The following is a 17,348-nucleotide window of genomic DNA, read 5'->3' on the forward strand; positions in this document are numbered from 1 at the left end:
CTCCGCGAACCAGCGTCTCCTTTCGCTCCGCGAAAGCAGTGTTCCTTTCGCGGAGCGAAAGTAGACTATGAGCGTAGCAGCCCGGGTTGGATATCGATGTCTAGGGGCGTGGCTTGTCCCCGGTTCAACTTTTCCCAACCCAGCGCGCCCATAACGGCGTTGTCGGTGCATAGTTCGGGCTCAGCCAAAATCAGTTCGACTCCGGTCTTCTTGCACACGCGCACAAGCGCGGCCCGCAGATATTCGTTAGCGCAGACACCACCGCCCACGCACAGTCGCTGCAGGCGAGTTCGCTTGAGGGCGAGTTCCGCTTTGCCGACCAGGCAATCGATGGCGGCCGCTTGAAAACTGGCGGCCGCGTCGGCGCGCTGTTGATCGCTCAACCCGGCCGCGTTCCAATCGCTGCTGCCCACACCGTGCAACTGGTAACGCACCGCCGTTTTAAGTCCTGAAAAACTCATGTTCAGCGTGGTGCGATCGCTGAGCATTGGTCGTGGAAAGGCATATTTCTTAGGATCGCCTTGGACTGCCCAGCGACTGACGTGGGGACCACCAGGGTAGGGCAGGCCCAGCATAACGGCGACTTTGTCAAAGGCTTCGCCCACGGCATCATCAATCGTTCCGCCTAGATACTGCCACTGATCTGGACCATGGCAGTGATAGAGATTGGTATGGCCTCCGCTAACGACAAATCCCACACATGGAAAGATCGATGATTCGCGCCCAAACTGACAAGCGTATATGTGAGCTTGCACGTGATTGATCGCCACCAGCGGCACTTGCCAGGCGACACACAACGCTTTGGCGGCCGCCATGCCCACAAGTAACGATCCAGGCAATCCCGGTTCACTAGCCACGACCACGGCGGCCAATTGATCCGGAAGGCTCAAGGCCGATTCCGTCACACACTGATCAATGATCGGGACGATGCGTTCTAAATGCGCTCGCGCGGCCAGTTCGGGTACGACACCGTCAAAGCGTTCATGAACCGCTTGCTGACTAGCCACAGCGCTGGCCAAGACGTTCAATTGGCGATCGATGATGGCCGCAGCCGTTTCATCGCAAGTCGTTTCGATCGCCAGCAAGTAATCGCGTGTCACTTCAGTGGAGCACCTTCGATCGGCTGGCCATTGGTCGTTAGAACTTGCAATTCGTGGGCGCGATAGGGACCAGCATAACTCCAGAGCAATTCCTTCTTTTCATTGACTTCCAGAATCTTGACACCCTCAGTCGCTCCATAACTGGCGATAACAGTGTGGCCGTTGGGTAGACGCTGCGCACCACAGGGGTCGACCAATGGTCGTCCTGGCAAATCATCGTTGGTCAGTACCCAAATCGGTTTGGCTTGCACATCCCATTCCACCACTTTATTGCCATGCGTCAGCGTCGTCAGCGTGTTACCGTTGGCGAGTCGAATCGCGGTAAAGGGCCAGTTCTCTTGCGCTCGGCCACCCAATACGTCCAGATCCGTCTTGATTTCCGCCACCACTTGGCCATCGGCGCGATATTCTTTTACTTTAAAGGCCAAGAGATGCGGGACCAGGTAGTTGCCATTGGCCAGCTTGCGGGCCATGCGTGTTTGCATGTGCGCGTTATCGGTCTCTGGTTTCAGCGGTACGTCGACCACTACCTTTCCACTAGCATCCACTTCGATCAGTCGCGGACGCTTGCCTAGCTCGGTAATCAGCGTGTTACCATCAGACAGACGCACCGCTGTGCCGATTTCGGAATTGTCGGCCGCTAACTGGTAGTGGAAACGAGTTTCCATGGCTGGCGTTAGTTCTTTGACTTCACCTTGCCAGGCAATCAGCGCATTGCCACTAGGCAGAACGTAACCATCACGCGCCCCCTTTTGTCCCGAGTCCCACTTGATCTCCATTTGCTCATCGAGAATACCGGTGAAGTTCGGACCAGCAATGAACAATGAATGCTGGATCGGTTCAGCGGCGGTCGACAGTGAAACGCAGAGCAGCAAAACAGCCAGCGACGTTATGGTCTTCATGGAGAGGTGGTTCTGATGAGGTGCGAGGACGGGGATTCTAGTGGTATGTAGATTCTCGTATGGGCTGGACGAATATGCCACTTCCCACCGGCTGGAAGCCTATGCCAGAACTACACAGGCTGGAAGCCTATGCCACAGTTACTTTTCTGCCGTCGATACGAACTCGGCCGGCGGCAATGTGGGCGATGGTTTCTGGATACAGCGTACATTCTAAGTCAAATACGCGGCGTTGGAGCGACTCGGCAGTATCATCGCTGCGCACTTCACAGGCGCTTTGAGCGATGATCGGGCCGTGATCGAACTGGTTGTCGACGTAGTGCACGGTACAGCCCGATAGCTTGGCTCCGTAATCCAGCACGGCTTGATGGACGCGCAGGCCGTAGAATCCATGACCGCTGAAGGCAGGGATCAGCGAAGGATGGATATTGACGACGCGATTGATGTAATCGTCGGGTATCAGCAAATGATCCAGATAGCCACCCATAACGATCAACTCCACGCCGGCGCTGCGGCAATGATTGAAGAGTTGATCGCTGTGCAATTGCGGCGACTGAGCCTGCCGGCGCGAAATGACTTCGAAAGGAATTTTCGCTTCGCGCGCAAAGTTTATGCCACCGGCTGAGGCTCGACTGCTAACGACCAGTTTGAAATCAACGCCCAGCTTGCCAGCGTCGCGCCAGGCGATCAGGTTGCGTAGCGTCGTGCCACCACCAGAGATCAGCACCGCAATTGGCAATAAACTCATAGTGGGCTCAGACTCGCAGTTCAGTGGGAGGAGGTGGTTGATCGTAGCGAGCCCGGATCGGTCCTACAACTTCGGCAATGAATTCATCGACCTGTTGAGGTGCGCGGCCCACGTATTTGGCTGGATCCATAAACTGACCGAGGTTGATGCCGGCAAAATGAGAATCCTGCGCCAGGCGCTGGATCAAATCGTTGCTCGCGCCTTCGCGTTTGACGCGCGTGCCAGCTTGTTGGCTGTGGTCACGAATGACTTGATGCAGCGTTTGTCGATCGCCACCGGCAGCTACTGCGGCCATCATGATGTTCTCGCTGGCCATAAACGGTAACTCTTCCAGCAGATGACGAGTTATTGTGGCTTCGTAGACTTCCAGACCTGAGGCCACGTTTTGCATCAAGATTAAGCAAGCATCGATGCCCAAGAAACTCTGTGGCAATACGAGGCGTCGGTTTGCACTGTCATCGAGCGTACGCTCGAGCCATTGAGTCGATGCAGTCGCGGCGGTCGAAGTCTGCAAGCTGGTGACGTATCGCGCGAGCGAGCAAATGCGTTCGCTGCGCATGGGATTGCGTTTGTAGGGCATGGCCGAAGAACCCACTTGATGTTGACCAAACGGTTCATCAATCTCTTTGCGATGCGACAGGATGCGCAGGTCGGTCGCAATCTTGTGCAAGCTCTGGCCCACTCCACTAAGTGCATCGACGACCTGGCTATCGATCTTGCGTGGATACGTTTGACCGGTGACTGCGTAACTACCTGCAAAGCCCAGTCGCTCAGCCACCATCGCTTCCAGTTTTCGAACCTTAGCGTGATCACCCTGAAAGAGCTCGAGGAAGCTGGCCTGGGTTCCCGTGGTGCCTTTGACGCTGCGAGCCAATAACGTTTCCAAGCGGTGCTCGATCTCGTGCAAGTCGAGCACTAAGTCATAAGCCCACAAACAAGCGCGCTTGCCGACCGTGGTGGGTTGGGCCGCTTGCAAATGTGTGAAAGCCAGACAGGGCAATGCCCGATGCTGCGAAGCGAACTCGCCCAAGGTCGCAATTACTTGCCCCAGTCGGCGGGCGATCATCTGCAAGGCTTCGCGCATCAGGATCAAGTCGGCATTGTCGGTTATGTAGCAACTGGTGGCACCCAGATGGATAATCGCTCGCGCCTCGGGAGCTTGTTCACCCAAGGCGTGAATATGAGCCATCACATCATGGCGCAGTTCATTTTCATAACGCGCAGCCACGTCGAGATTGGGCTGGTCGACAACGGCTTTGAGCGAGTTGATTTGAGAGGTCGTAATTGGCAGTCCGAGTTCCTGCTGACACTCGGCCAAGACAATCCAGAGTTTTCGCCATAGAACAGAGCGATTATGCGTACTCCACAGTCGAGCCATCTCTTTCGAGGCGTAACGTGTGATGAGTGGATTTTCGTACAGTAGACTGTCGGTCATGAGAGATGGTTAGAGATGGTTTTAGTGAAATGGAAACGGAAGGATTGGCGCCCCGTGAACCCCATAAAGCAGGGTTGGCCTGCTTGAGCTCGCGCTTTACGCTGGGATTGTCCCGCCAGATAGAATTGAAACAAGGGGCAACGCCATATATTGCGTAAGTACAGATGTTATTTTGCTAAGCCCCTTTAGAATACGTTGACAAGAATCCGGATGGAGGGTAAGTTCCCACTTTGACTCACGTAGATCCTAAAGGAAACTGCAGCCCACTTTCTATAATGCAAGACTCCGCTACGCCTGCAGGCCCGACTCACGAAGAGAAAGTTGCATTATGCCAGCAGCGGATTGGCTATAACTTTCGCGATTATAACATCGCTGTATCCGCACTGACGCACGCCTCTGGTGCGGCTAGTCGCCTCCAGTCCAACGAACGCCTGGAGTTTCTTGGTGATGCGATTCTCGGCTTCGCCATTTGCGAATGGTTGTTTGCTCAGCATCCCGAGTATTTGGAAGGCGAGCTGACGCAGGTCAAGTCAGCTGTGGTTAGCCGTCGCTGCTGTGCCAAAATCAGCCGCCGACTGGGATTAGAAGAATGCCTGATTCTTGGCAAAGGTATGCAGTCGGCAACCGGCGTGCCCAAGAGCCTACTGTCCGATGTATTTGAAGCGATGGTGGCCGCGATCTATTTGGACGGCGGCATGGAACCGGCTCGCGATTTTGTCTTGCGGACAATGGCCGAGGAACTGGTCGCAGCAGTTAAGGGCCATTCGATTGGCAACTACAAATCGGCCTTGCAACATTTGGCCCAGCGGCAGCTGGGGATAGCACCCAGCTATCAACTCGTTGGCGAACGCGGCCCAGACCACTCCAAGGCTTTTCAGATCGTGGCCGTGCTGGGCAAGGAACGCTTCACACCGGCATGGGGGCGGAACAAGAAAGACGCCGAGCAGCGCGCAGCAGGCAATGCCCTGGCTGAACTGCAAAAGCAAGAACCGCCTTACCCTACGCTCGAAAGCTAGTTAGCAGCGCCGCTACCAAGAGGTTGCTGACTCTGTAGCGGAATGCGTCAAGCATTTCGTGCATCAGCCCCCCCCGGGGGGCGAAAGCAAAGTGCTTGTTCGAAAGCCTGGCTGGCCTCTGGCTCCTTGCATTCGAAAGCCTTGACGGCTTCCGCTACGAGAATGCCCGAAAGCCTTGACGGCTTCCGCTACGCGAGCAAATCCGAAAGCCTTGACGACTTCCGCTACATGTGAATTGTTGCCGACTAGATCACGCCACCGTGGACGCGATAAGGCGTCATGTGGTCGGGTTGATCCAGGAACCAGAAGCGTTCCCATTCTTGAATCAACAGGCGCAAGTTTTCAGATGTATAGATCAGTTGTTCTGCACGACGTTCTGGCAGAGCCGAGTAGATCGGAATAGCGCATCCCGAAGCGGTCAAACAACCCAACAACATTGCTGCGAGTAACCAACGTCGCATCGTCAACTCCTCCGTGAATTCGTTCAGGCATCCCTAGGCAGCTACCAATCGATCGTCTTGTGCGATTTAGCTCAAAAACACGATCGCTGGTTGCAGCGGCTAAAACTGGGTTGATTCTTCTTCAATTTCTGAATCTTGGGATGCCGCCTTCTCGGCTTCAGCCCCCATTCGTTCCAAGCGCTCGGCAAGCCCCTGCTCATCCGCTAGCTTCACGCGCGCCTCCATGCCTTTGCCGGGCTTGAAGACGACCACGCTTTTGGCTGGAACTGATACTTGTCGACCAGTTCGAGGATTGCGAGCTTGCCGTGCCTTGCGCGTCTTGACCTGAAACACCCCAAAGTTTCTCAGTTCAACACGCCCTTCCTCCAGGAGAGTTTCGACAATACCTTCAAACGTGAGCTGCACGATCTCCTTGATCTGCAACTGCGTAAGTCCCGTCTTGTCGGAAATCGTACGAACGATCTCTTTCTTCGTCACTTGGCATGCTCCCAAAAGTCCGCTTGCAATTGTCGTAAGTCATTTGCAAGCCAAGGTTTACCATGCCGAAGTGTAACGGTCTCTTAGCAGAGCGTCAAGGTACCTCACCACTCACAAGGGGGCACGCCGACACCAGGTACCGCTGCCGCTTGTGGGCGGTTGCGACTACCTGTCTCCTGGGCTGTTAATCGGCACTATATCCAGCAAGCTTGATTCAATTGGAACAAACGGCAAATTTTATCGCCGCTCCCGACAATCATCATAACCGGACGCTCGCGCCCCGGCCGCCATCGGTCCCCCGATCTTCAAGCCGCCCAGGCGACGTACTCACAAAAATCTCAAAATCCCACACAACGATAGCAACAATCGCTGGAACTTATGGGTCAGCCACTGCATCACAGTAGCATGGGCCAAAATTCCCAGGTCAGAAACTCAGTAAGTTGCTGTGTGGGAAGAGATTGCGACCGGCCTTGGCAATCGCTAGATTGCAGTTTTGAAAAATCGTCGGTCATCGAGGCGGATTGGCCGCTTCGGAGCTTTAGGTGTGATGGGCAAGTTAAGCGAACTAGAACGTGAACTGATCTCAGCGTATCTTGACGATGCGCTGGAAGGTTCCGAGCGGCAGCAGGCGGAGCAATTGCTCAGCCAGAATGCTGACGCCGCGCTGTGGCTTAGCCAGCTTACCAAAATGCGTGCCAGCCTCAAGGAGCTGGAGACTACAAAAAATCTCAGCGGCTTGGCCGAGCGTGTGATTGCCCAGGCTAGACAAGTGGCCGCGCATGAAGGTTTGTCGGCTGAACACCATGTTCGGCGTGGCGACACTCAGGTCAGACCCTTGGGTCCCAGCGCTACCAGTCCTGCGACTTCGGCACCCAAAGTTCGATCGGAGCAAGGTGGTTGGTGGATGATCGCCGCCGCCCTGGCAGCCTCTGTGCTAGCGCTAGCAATCATTCCCGGTCGCCAACCAGCAGCGATCAATGGCATCGCCTCCATCCCAACTGCTACCCAACCCGCCGACGTTGATGGGCCAATACGCGAGCAACCAGTACCCGAGCAACCAGCGGAAAATCAGCTGGTCGATACCTCTCGGCGTTCACCCAGCGAATTGCATCAACTGCAAAATGCCATGCAGATTAGTTTGCTGTACATGATCGATGTGCAGATGAGCGAAGAAGCTTGGAAAGCAGGCAAGTTTGATCAATTACTTGGTCAGCTCGGTATAAGTGGGGCCGAAGATTTTATCGTCGACCGAGACACGTTGCGGACTTTGATCGAACAGAATATTCCAGGCGATCCTCCACAAGATGATCGAGCTGAAGTAGCGCTCATGTTCATCCGCTCCAGCGCCACGGTCAATGACAAACTGTACGTACAGTTGCAGTCGGACAAAGCCAGTTACCCCGGCGTCAAGATGATGACCACGGTCGTGCCCGAAACAACCAACAAGATCATGACCGCCTTGCAGCGCAGCAGTCGCAGCGGTGCCAATAAGAACTACTCGCGCATGATTCAGTTGGACGACCCGCAAGCGACCATCGGGGGACTCGTTCCTCAATACGAAGCGGCCAAGCAGGATCCAACGGAGCAACAAGTTGGCATCGACAATCTCGAGTTGCGTGACACTCAAGCGGCCAACATCTTCGGCCAAAGCGGCGACAACATCGAAGCCGATTGCATCGTGATTCTCCGCAAAGTTAAGCTTTAGTAGAGCGGCTGTCCCCAGCCGCTCCGCACCCGGCAAGTCGCTCGCCTGTAATGGTCTGATGGCCGGAAGAAGCTTTGGTTAGAGGGTTCTGAGCAGCTGAGGACAGCTGCTCTACGATGTAGAGCGGCGATGTAGAGCCGCTGTCCCCAGCCGCTCCGCACCCGGCAAGTCGCACGCCTGTAATGGTCTGTTGGTCGGAAGAAGCTTTGGTTAGAGGGTTCTGAGCAGCTGAGGACAGCTGCTCTACGATGTAGAGCGGCGATGTAGAGCGGCTGTCCCCAGCCGCTCCGCACCCGGCAAGTCGCTCGCCTGTAATGGTCTGTTGGTCGGAAGAAGCTTTGGTTAGAGGGTTCTGAGCAGCTGAGGACAGCTGCTCTACAAGCTCGTCATCAGTTATTACGATGAGTCTGATGACAAGCCGTACACTGACTACTCAGCTTTTTCATCGATGCGTCGGCGATGGCCGAATCGGGGTTAGTAAGTGCAGAACGAAGTTGCTCGATCAACTGGGCGCTGTGGGCCAGTCCGCTTTTCAGCTCACCGCTCGCCAGGCGTGCCGATTCGGTAAACAGCTCCTCCAGCTGTAGAGCCTCTTGTTTGGCGACCAGGTCGGGGTGATCCGGTAAGGCCTGCCATTTGTTTTGTTGCAGTTGCTTGAGGCGATCAAAGATCCGATCGATGTTGGCCATCGACGCTGTCAGCGAATCGACCTGCGCTCGCTCCACCAGGGCGGGTAACTTCTGAAAATCAGCGGGAACATGGAACGCTTCGACATCGCGCCACAGGCCTGCGTATTCTCGGCTAGTACCGGCTTTTTCGAGAATCATCCTGGCCTGGGTCGCAGAGCGACCGTCGTCGGCACGGCATAAAACTGCAGCGGCGGCGGGGCCGCGGTGTTTGCCATGATGACAATGCACGTAGATCTTGCCCTCAATCTCTTTGGCCGTGCGGACGAGGCTACCTTGAGCCGCAGGGTCGATAGCGTCGTAACCGATCGGCACGTGCACATAGCGCAGGCCGTACTTTCTGGCCAGCTCGACTTGTGGTTGAATACCATCGACGCTGACGATGGTTTTAATGCCAAGATTGGCAAGTTCCGCAAAGGCAGCTTCGTTTTCCGGTTCACTGCCGCTGATCACACGCGGTGAGAGCTGCCAAACATTATGAAGTTGCTCGGTTACGATAGGCGTTAGCGGCTGAGCCTCTTGAGCGACCAGCGCTGGCGAGCTGATTGCTACCAGCAGCGTTACGCAGTAAACCAATATTCGCATCGTGTTTCAGTCAACTTTAACTGGGTATGTAATTCAGCCCCGGAGAATCGATCATGCGCGTCGCTTTGAGCATATCCACAATTCTAGTTGTCTGGCAGTTGAGTTGTTTAGGTCAGAGGTGTTGTAATGCGCAAGAAATCCCAGGTGTCACCCAGGCCCACATCGATGGCCAAGGTCCCGGTTGGGTAGCACTGACTGAAGCCGATTTTGAACGAGTCAACCTGGAACCGACCACTTGGACTTGGGAAGGCAGCCTGGCCAAGTGTACGGGGCAACCGGTAGGTATCACACGTTCGAAAGTTCAATACACCAATTTTGAACTTGTCTGCCAATGGCGACATCTATCCAGTGGTGGGAACTCAGGCATCTTTCTGTGGGCCTCGGCCGAAGGCATGGCTGGCCTAAAGCCTGGTGCGCTGCCGTCGGTTGGTATCGAAGTGCAAGTGCTCGATCATGGATACACGGAAAGCTACGAGAAAAGCACGGGCAAGAAGGCAGATTGGTTTACTACCCACGGCGATGTGTTCCCCGTGGCCAAGAGCAAAATGACTCCGTTTGAGCCGGTCGCCCCCGATGGCCGTCGCAGTTTTCCTCGCAAGAACCTGAGCCTGGGCATCAATCAGTGGAACCACTATTACGTGCGGGCGATAAACGGGGAGGTTCGTTTGTGGGTCAACGGCCAGGAGGTTTCAGGCGGCAAAGATTGTCAGCCCGCCACCGGTTACCTCTGCTTGGAATCCGAAGGGGCACCCGTCGAATTCCGCGACATAAAGATCCGAGTGTTGCCGTAGTACCAACGAAGGTAGCATGACGGTAGTCTCGTACTCGAAACGGCTGCGAGTAGGAGTAGGAGTAGGAGTAGGAGTAGGAGTAGGAGTAGGAATCAAAGGCTTTCCAACGTCGCTGTCATTTTGCCGACCATGGCCATGCCGACGAGTAATGCACCCACGCACAAGAGCACGTGGGCTAGCAAGATACCGATGGCCAGCAGCGGTCGGGCTTGCCACTGCCAGGCCACGACAACTTCCAGCGGAAAACTGCTGAATGTTGAATTCCATGATGTAAAATCCGCGTACTACCGTAGTGCTTGGCGTACGAGCTCACGTGGCAAGACGTTAGTCCTCGTACTCGTACTCCTACTCGTACTCGAAACGGCAGCGAGTACGAGTACGAATAGGAGTACGAGTACGAGTACGAATAGGAGTACGAATAGGAGTACGAATAGGAGTACGAGTAGGAGTAGGAGTACGAGTAGGAGTAGGAATTAAAGGCTATTTCCCGACCATGGCCATGCCGACGAGCACCGCGCCCACGCACAAGAGCACGTGGGCTAGCAAGATACCGATGGCCAGCAGCGGTCGAGCTTGCCATTGCCAGGCTACGACCACTTCCAGCGCAAAACTGCTGAAGGTAGTCAGGCCGCCCAATAAGCCGACGCGCAGCCCTAATTCCCACCAGGTGCCAACTAGTTCTTTCTGCGTGGACCACTTGAACAGGTAACCGATTGCCAGGCAACCGATAACGTTAACTAGCAATGTCCCCAGCGGTAACCAGGTTGGATGAAAGCTGCGCAGCCAACCGCTCAAGAAGTATCGGGCCAGCGAGCCCAACATGCCGCCTAGGGCAATTGCCAGAATTTCGCGAACCACGCAGCCAAATTCCCTATCATAGAGGGGAGTTTAAGTGTTGAACAAACACGCCGGTGGCCGTATTCTGGAAGTCTCTGGTCTTTAAATCCACCCCCTACTTTGGAGTTTGGCGAAATGGCTTCTGTGGAAACGAAACGTGGTACACAAGTAATGACCGGTGCAGACATCCTGGTCAAATCCTTGGTGGATCACGGCGTGGAAGTGATTTTCGCTTATCCGGGTGGGTGTTCGATGCCTATGCACCAGTCGCTAACCAAGTACGGTGCACACCTGCGGACAATTCTGCCCCGCCATGAACAAGGCGGAGCATTTGCGGCACAAGGTTATGCTCGCAGCACCGGCAGACCGGGCGTAGTGATGGCGACCAGCGGACCGGGAGCCACTAACCTGGTAACGGCCATTGCCGATGCCAAACTGGACAGTGTTCCCCTGATTGCGATCACCGGCCAAGTGCCGACTCACTCGATCGGTAGCGATGCCTTTCAAGAAACGCCGATCGTGGAAGTATGTCGGGGCATTACCAAACATCATTACTTGGTGACCCAGATCGACGACTTGGCGCGCGTCATGAAAGAGGCGTTCCATATTGCCACCACCGGTCGGCCGGGGCCTGTCTTGATTGATATGCCCAAAGATGTGCAGATGGATCAATGCGAAGTGCCCGATGACGTCGGTATGAATTTACCAGGCTACCGCGCGACAGTTCCGCATGCTCGCCCCGAGCAGATTCGACAAATAGCTGCAGCCATCAAACATTCCAAGCGTCCGATTCTCTATGTCGGTGGCGGTGTAATCGCTGCCGAAGCATCCGCGGCTTTGCGGCAGCTGGTCAAAACGACCGGCATTCCCGTGACCATGACGGTCATGGGACTGGGACTCTATCCTAACGATGATCCACTCTCGCTGGATATGCTCGGCATGCACGGCTCGGCGTATGCCAACTATGCCGTCCGCGATTGCGATTTGTTGATTGCCCTCGGCGTGCGATTTGACGATCGCGTGACTGGCAAGCTGGAGGCCTTTGCCAAGAATGCCAAGATCATTCACGTCGATATCGATGCCAGCGAACTGAACAAGAACAAGGTCGCTCACATTCCAGTTTGCAGCGATGTGGGCTATGTCATCGATGAACTAAACAAGATTGTCGAAGCCCCCGAAGATATTTCGGAATGGGTAGCCAACTGCAAATCACTCAAGACTAGGTACCCTTTCCACTACGATGAAAAGTTTGACGGGATTCTGCAGCAACACGCTATTCGAGAACTGTCCAAGCTGACTGCGGATCGCGAAACTTACATTACCGTAGGCGTAGGTCAGCATCAAATGTGGGCGGCTCAGTTCTTCCAATTCCGTCAGCCACGACGCTGGCTGAGCTCTTCGGGACTGGGCACGATGGGCTTTGGTTTGCCTTCGGCCATGGGTGTGCAAGCAGCTCACCCTGGGGCACTGGTAGTCGACATCGATGGCGACGGCAGTTTCCAGATGAACATCCAAGAACTAGCCACGCTGTTCTGCGAGAAATTACCTGTGAAAGTGCTACTGCTGAACAACCAGCACTTGGGCATGGTGGTGCAATGGGAAGACCGCTTTATGGGTAGCAACCGGGCGCACACTTATCTCGGACCAATTGATCACGAAGAAGCCAGTGGCATCGGGATCACTGAGAAGCATGCGATGGTCACCAAGCGTTACCCAGACTTCGTGGGTATCGCGAAGGGCTACGGTTGCGGCGCGGCCACCATTAGCAAGAAGGCCGACCTGCGTGGTGCCCTGGAAGAGATGATCAACTACCCCGGTCCCTACGTTCTGGATGTCTGCGTGCCCTATCAAGAGCACGTTCTACCCATGATCCCAGGCGGCAAGACGGTCGACGAAATGATCCTGGAATAGGCTTGTAGCCGAAGTCGCCAGACTTTGGACGCGTCAAGCTCGATTCAGCCAATCTCTGGCGAGCTCAGCTACCGAAGTAGCCGAAGTCGCCAGTCTTTGGACGCGCTAATCTTGATTCATCCAATCTCTGGCGAGATCGGCTACGGCACTAAAATGCTCTGGACGTGGTTGTCCGGTTTTGACACGATCCTGCGCAAAATGATCGGAGATCGACTCTCTCAATGCAGGAGAAGCAAAAAATGAATTTACGCGCACTTCTACTAGCCTGGATGCTGGTTTTTTTGGCTCTACCTGTCGCCCATTCCAATGCGAGCGACGGTTGGTTTGGCAGTTCGAGCAAGCCGGCCGCTAATGGTGTGACTACGTCCGCCAAAAAGTCGGGGGTCAGCGCCTGGCTGCCTAGCTGGCCAGTCGCCAAGCCCAAGGCCAAAAGCAACAAACCTTCGATGGTCAGCAGCATGGCCACAGGCACCAAAAATGCCTTCACCAAGACGGTTAGTTTCTTGAACCCCTTTGATAATCCACCCAAGAGCAGCACGCCCAGCGATACGGGAGCCAACTCGAGCAGTTGGTGGAGCACGCCAAAATCAAAAGATTCCAACCCAGCTTCGGTCGGCGATTGGATGCGTGGCGAGAAGCCCAAGTGGTAGCCGGCCGCTCCCCCTTGGCCCATCGCTTGCGCCGCTTAAATCTACCCTGGATGAAAAACAGGAAATGTGGCATACTATTGCCCCTAGCAAATAGATGCCAAAAATTTCCTGGAGAACAGAATGTTTAAGAACCTGAATCCTTTGGCGATCGGAGTTTCCGGTCGTCAAAGCGAATTGATCGAATTGGCCCTGACATATGGTTTCAAGGGAATTGAAATCGACATGGCCGATCTGGTCAAACGCAGCCAACGCGCCACCTTCGAGAAGGCTGCCCGGTTCATCACGAGCGCAAAGATCAAGATCGGCGGCTTCGAGACCCCGATCGACTTGGACGACGACGACAAAGTCTATGCCACCAAGTTGGCTGCTTTGCCAGAAGCGGCTGAAATCGCCAGCCGAGTTGGCGCGACCACCGGTTTACTGCGAATTCCCGCCGGCACCGATCGCCTTCCCTACCACGAATATTTCAACGCCGTTCGCAAGCGAATCGACGAAGTTGCTCAGATCTTCACCAGCCATGAACTGAACGTGGCTCTGCTGTTTTCGGCTAGCAGTGATGCGGGCGCGGGCAAGGAATTCAAATTCGTCAACGATGTCGAGGGCTTCTTGGCACTCTTCCGCGCTTGCACAGCCAAAAACGTTGGTTTAGCTCTGGATACCTGGAGTTTCCATGTCGGTGGCGGCACTTTTGAGCAACTGGCCGAACTATCCGCAGACCGAGTGCACTCGCTGCGCATCGCCGACATCTCGGACAAGGTCGACGTTAAGAAGGCAACGACCAAGAATCGCCTGATGCCAGGTCTAGGCGGCGTGATCGACAATATCAAGATCGTGTCGCACTTTGCCAAAGCTGGCTACAAGGGACCAATCACTCCGATGGGTCACACCAACAACAGTTCGGGGATGACTCGCGACGCGTTGGTCTCTGCCGCTCAAGATGCGATCGACAAAGTGCTCGCCGAATGTGGCGTTCCCACTCAGACTCGCAAGCCTGAGATGTTTGTCGATTCCAGTATGTCCTTGGGCCCGATGGGTTAATCGACCTGTCCCCCACCGCAAAATAATCTCAAAGCGGCTCGGCGCGCGTGTGTGCCCGAGCCGCTTGCGTTTTAATTGGGCTTTGGAACCACTTCAGCCCCAGCCTCCAGCGCTTCCTTGGCTTGCTCTTCCTGGACCCTGGGTGGCACAGCTGGAACAACCGTCGAGGCCGTAGTGACGTTGGGCCGCGGTCCGGTGTTCAGTACTTCCCATGGCTTGGGATAGAAGAAGCCCTTGCACAATGGCGGGCAGTTGTGGCCGTTGTACCTGCCGCGAGCCAGATTTTCTTCCCAAGCCAGAGCTTCTTGACTGGTTGGCGAAACCACGTAGTACAAAGCCTTGCCGACATGATAAGTCGGGCGATTGTACCGAGCTCGATAGGGCACGTGGTGGTTGTAGATCCAATCCGGCAGAATATTGGGCCGAGGATCCGCTGTGTGATTGAACGTGGGTCGCTCAGGCGGAGCCGCGTGGAGCTCACCAATCGAACTAGCAAATCCGCTCGCCGCCACTACCGCACTCAGGCAAGCCGCCCATCGTATGCCGAGCATTGTCTTCATCGCACCGAATTCCTTTTCGAATTACCATGACTGGGAAATCCTTTCCCGCGAGCGTACATCCAAGAATCGACCACGCTAGCGAACAATCACAGCGAAAATGCTTCGCGCACCAACATGCCGATTATTCCACTGCATTTGCTAGCATAAGCATTTGCCGACGTTTTCAGCCATGCTCCGACATGGTGGAGTGCTCAAGTATCGAACGCGACTACCTTAAAGGTCAGTCGCGAAATGCGTTGCTCGGGCAGTTGCTCTTTTAGAGCTTTCAGAATGCGCGGCTTTTGAAAATAAAGCTCCTGGCAAGCTTGGCTGCAGTTAACTTCGATCAGCAGCGCTCCGCGCGAAATGCGCCCCAGCCGTGACGCTTTGCCAAGAACATCTCCGACGATCGCATCCCAAACCTCGCGCAAACTCTGGGTCGCTTCTATGTTGCCGTAGGCTTGCTTTGAGAGCAATTGCCGCATGTGGGTGCTGATGGGTCGAGCAAACAAACGGCTATGGCTCTGTTTGATCTGCTCCAAGTCCCACTTTTCTTGCTGTTCGGGTGTCGGTTCCATTTGTCTCAACACTTCGAGGTCCATGACCTACAACTTGGCTCGATTTGAACGCCTTCATCATAGCGGGCCAGTTGCTCCGGCTACAATAGTATCCAACCTTCTGGGAGAACCGCGATGCTGGCTTTACGCTTACGATCGATAATTTGTTTGTGTTGTACATGGTCCTGGGCTTGTTCGCTCCATGCCGCGCCGCCGGAATCGACAGTGGCTGAGTTCTTGCCTGCTTCGACCATCATTTATATCGAAGGCCGCGATAGCGAATCGTTGTTGAAGTTGCCTTTGGTCAAGTCGATTACGACCACGGATGTGTTTCGGCAAATCTGGCGGAGTCCGGAAGCGATGAAAGTTCGCGGAGGTGTAACGCTGGCCGAAGTTGCGTTGGGTGAACGCTTGACCGATGCTTTGGCTCGCGCTACACATGGCGGTTGGGTTTTGGCGGTCGATGCCCAGACAGAAGGTGCCGCTCTACTGGCTGAAACAGACAGCAAAAGTACGTGCGCTGATCTGTATGCCAAGCTGGAATCTATCGCGGCGCAAGATGCCAAGAGCAACAACCGCGAGTTCAAACAAGTTACCTATCGCGATGTGGCTGCCTATCAGATCGGTGATGCCATCGTGGCCGCTATGGACAAGTGGCTAGTGATTACCAATAAAAGTGAATTGGGCAAAACGCTGGCCGATAATCTCGCTGCTCGTCCAACGGAGACGCTCAGTTCTCAAAAACACTTTGAAGCGGCTCGCGCCCAGCAGCTCGCCGCCAAAGCCAGCTCGACGGACGTCCTAGTGCTGTGGACCTATGTGGACTTGGAACAACTGCGCAGAAAGGGCATTGCCAAAGGACTTTTCAAACGGCCCGATGACAACTTCGCTGCTGAACTGTTGGTCGGAGGAGTGCTCTCTGTCCTCCGTCACACGGCGACCTTATCCGGTTCGTTACGGGCTGCCGATGATCGATTGAAACTGGTGCTCTCCACGCCTACTCCACGAGCGGTGCGCTCGAGTGACTATGAGTTCTTCTTTGGAAAAGACCTGGCTGGGTCAGCGCCACCATTGCTGCAATTAGGTCAACCATATGCAACATTGGCTGCGCATCGCGATGTATCAAAGCTGTGGCGCTACGCAGGCGATCTGTTTGGCCAGACTGTCAACGATCAACTTGCCCAAGCCGACGCTACCTTGACGACGCTGTTCTCCGGCCGAGACTTCGGCGACGAGATCCTGGGCGCAATCGAACCTGGCTCGCAGATTATCGTCGTGCCCAACGATGGTCGCTACGCTCCAGAAGCCGAACCGAAGATCAAACTTCCCGCGTTTGCGCTCGTGACCACGCTCAAAGACGCCGACAAAATGCGGCCACAGCTCAAACGTATTTTCTTTAGCTTGATTGGGTTCTTGAACATCGCCGGCGCGCAGGAACAACAACCTCAGTTGGATATCGATATCGTCAGCAACGAAGGAAACAGCCTGGCCGTGACGACTCAATTTGTCATGGATGCCGATCGGCCTGAAGACTGGATCGTTCCAGTTCAATACAACTTTTCACCGACACTGGTCGTCTGGGAAAACACTGCCGTGCTTTCCAGTAACAAACGCCTGGCTGAAGAGATTGTGGGCAAGTTGCAGGACGGACCAACCAAAAATTCTCCCGCCGACGAGGCACCCGCCAACACGCGTTTGCACATCGACGGCCAACTGGTTTCGCAAGCTTTGTCGATCAATCGCGATCAACTGATTAGCCAAAACATGCTCGAAAAGGGCCACACCTCCGAAGAGGCCACCGCTGAAATCGACATGCTCCTAAAGATCGTCAGCCTGTTTAATGCGCTTGACGTGCGTCTGGAAGTCCAAGACCAAACCATTTTGAAGATCGACTTGAGCCTGGCCCCGTAGCC

Annotated in this window: 18 protein-coding genes; 7 read left to right on the forward strand and 11 right to left on the reverse strand. The window is 54.9% G+C overall.

All coding sequences use genetic code 11. From position 1 onward, the window contains the following. Positions 1-65: 65 nt before the first annotated feature. The 4 genes from tsaD to purB form a co-directional block, all read right to left on the reverse strand. Positions 66-1,100 carry a tRNA (adenosine(37)-N6)-threonylcarbamoyltransferase complex transferase subunit TsaD gene (gene tsaD, locus SH573x_RS20520; RefSeq protein ID WP_479349622.1) on the reverse strand — a complete coding sequence of 345 codons (1,035 nt, stop codon included), beginning with the start codon at positions 1,098-1,100 and terminating at the stop codon, positions 66-68. Further along, on the reverse strand, positions 1,097-2,002 hold the full coding sequence (locus SH573x_RS20525) for a beta-propeller domain-containing protein (RefSeq protein ID WP_479349623.1): 906 nt from the start codon (positions 2,000-2,002) through the stop codon (positions 1,097-1,099). The genes tsaD and SH573x_RS20525 overlap by 4 nt, the downstream gene beginning before the upstream one ends. A gap of 127 nt (positions 2,003-2,129) precedes the next feature. Next, positions 2,130-2,747, reverse strand: a complete 618-nt coding sequence (gene purN / locus SH573x_RS20530) for a phosphoribosylglycinamide formyltransferase (RefSeq protein ID WP_479349624.1) — start codon at positions 2,745-2,747, stop codon at positions 2,130-2,132. A gap of 7 nt (positions 2,748-2,754) precedes the next feature. Beyond that, entirely contained in the window at positions 2,755-4,182 is a 1,428-nt protein-coding gene (gene purB, locus SH573x_RS20535; RefSeq protein WP_479349625.1) for an adenylosuccinate lyase, read from the reverse strand. Positions 4,183-4,457: 275 nt separating this feature from the next. On the opposite strand from purB, the gene rnc reads away from it, so the two are divergent. After that, a complete protein-coding gene (gene rnc / locus SH573x_RS20540) occupies positions 4,458-5,198 on the forward strand; it encodes a ribonuclease III (RefSeq protein WP_479349627.1) in 741 nt (246 codons plus the stop codon). 245 nt (positions 5,199-5,443) lie between these two features. On the opposite strand, the gene SH573x_RS20545 is transcribed toward rnc, so the two are convergent. Next, complete coding sequence (locus SH573x_RS20545) at positions 5,444-5,659, reverse strand: hypothetical protein (RefSeq protein ID WP_479349628.1); 216 nt, start codon at positions 5,657-5,659, stop codon at positions 5,444-5,446. A 99-nt stretch (positions 5,660-5,758) separates the two neighbouring features. Next, positions 5,759-6,136, reverse strand: a complete 378-nt coding sequence (locus tag SH573x_RS20550) for an HU family DNA-binding protein (RefSeq protein WP_479349629.1) — start codon at positions 6,134-6,136, stop codon at positions 5,759-5,761. A 547-nt stretch (positions 6,137-6,683) separates the two neighbouring features. Here SH573x_RS20550 and SH573x_RS20555 point away from each other — a divergent pair. Then, a complete protein-coding gene (locus SH573x_RS20555; protein WP_479349630.1) occupies positions 6,684-7,841 on the forward strand; it encodes an anti-sigma factor family protein in 1,158 nt (385 codons plus the stop codon). A 389-nt stretch (positions 7,842-8,230) separates the two neighbouring features. Here the strand turns inward: SH573x_RS20555 and SH573x_RS20560 are convergent, their stop codons facing one another. Continuing rightward, complete coding sequence (locus SH573x_RS20560; RefSeq protein ID WP_479349632.1) at positions 8,231-9,112, reverse strand: protein-tyrosine phosphatase family protein; 882 nt, start codon at positions 9,110-9,112, stop codon at positions 8,231-8,233. 53 nt (positions 9,113-9,165) lie between these two features. Here SH573x_RS20560 and SH573x_RS20565 point away from each other — a divergent pair, with 53 nt between their 5' ends. After that, on the forward strand, positions 9,166-9,903 hold the full coding sequence (locus SH573x_RS20565) for a 3-keto-disaccharide hydrolase (RefSeq protein WP_479349634.1): 738 nt from the start codon (positions 9,166-9,168) through the stop codon (positions 9,901-9,903). A gap of 92 nt (positions 9,904-9,995) precedes the next feature. Here the strand turns inward: SH573x_RS20565 and SH573x_RS20570 are convergent, their stop codons facing one another. After that, entirely contained in the window at positions 9,996-10,130 is a 135-nt protein-coding gene (locus SH573x_RS20570; protein ID WP_479349635.1) for a hypothetical protein, read from the reverse strand. A 253-nt stretch (positions 10,131-10,383) separates the two neighbouring features. Continuing rightward, positions 10,384-10,761 carry a fluoride efflux transporter CrcB gene (gene crcB / locus SH573x_RS20575; protein WP_479349636.1) on the reverse strand — a complete coding sequence of 126 codons (378 nt, stop codon included), beginning with the start codon at positions 10,759-10,761 and terminating at the stop codon, positions 10,384-10,386. A 114-nt stretch (positions 10,762-10,875) separates the two neighbouring features. Between crcB and ilvB the strand changes: the two genes are divergently transcribed. From ilvB to SH573x_RS20590, 3 genes are all read left to right on the forward strand, one after another. After that, complete coding sequence (ilvB, locus tag SH573x_RS20580) at positions 10,876-12,651, forward strand: biosynthetic-type acetolactate synthase large subunit (RefSeq protein ID WP_479349637.1); 1,776 nt, start codon at positions 10,876-10,878, stop codon at positions 12,649-12,651. A 239-nt stretch (positions 12,652-12,890) separates the two neighbouring features. Then, positions 12,891-13,301 carry a hypothetical protein gene (locus SH573x_RS20585; protein WP_479349638.1) on the forward strand — a complete coding sequence of 137 codons (411 nt, stop codon included), beginning with the start codon at positions 12,891-12,893 and terminating at the stop codon, positions 13,299-13,301. A gap of 120 nt (positions 13,302-13,421) precedes the next feature. Continuing rightward, complete coding sequence (locus tag SH573x_RS20590) at positions 13,422-14,339, forward strand: sugar phosphate isomerase/epimerase family protein (protein ID WP_479349639.1); 918 nt, start codon at positions 13,422-13,424, stop codon at positions 14,337-14,339. Positions 14,340-14,410: 71 nt separating this feature from the next. Here SH573x_RS20590 and SH573x_RS20595 read toward each other — a convergent pair whose 3' ends face one another. After that, positions 14,411-14,899 (reverse strand): hypothetical protein, encoded by a 489-nt coding sequence (locus SH573x_RS20595; RefSeq protein ID WP_479349640.1) that lies wholly within the window; start codon positions 14,897-14,899, stop codon positions 14,411-14,413. A gap of 191 nt (positions 14,900-15,090) precedes the next feature. After that, entirely contained in the window at positions 15,091-15,480 is a 390-nt protein-coding gene (locus SH573x_RS20600; RefSeq protein WP_479349642.1) for a DciA family protein, read from the reverse strand. A gap of 180 nt (positions 15,481-15,660) precedes the next feature. Here SH573x_RS20600 and SH573x_RS20605 point away from each other — a divergent pair, with 180 nt between their 5' ends. Then, complete coding sequence (locus SH573x_RS20605) at positions 15,661-17,346, forward strand: acyl-CoA synthetase family protein (protein ID WP_479349643.1); 1,686 nt, start codon at positions 15,661-15,663, stop codon at positions 17,344-17,346. Positions 17,347-17,348: the final 2 nt, after the last annotated feature.

Source organism: Rania fehmarnensis, from assembly GCF_056494185.1.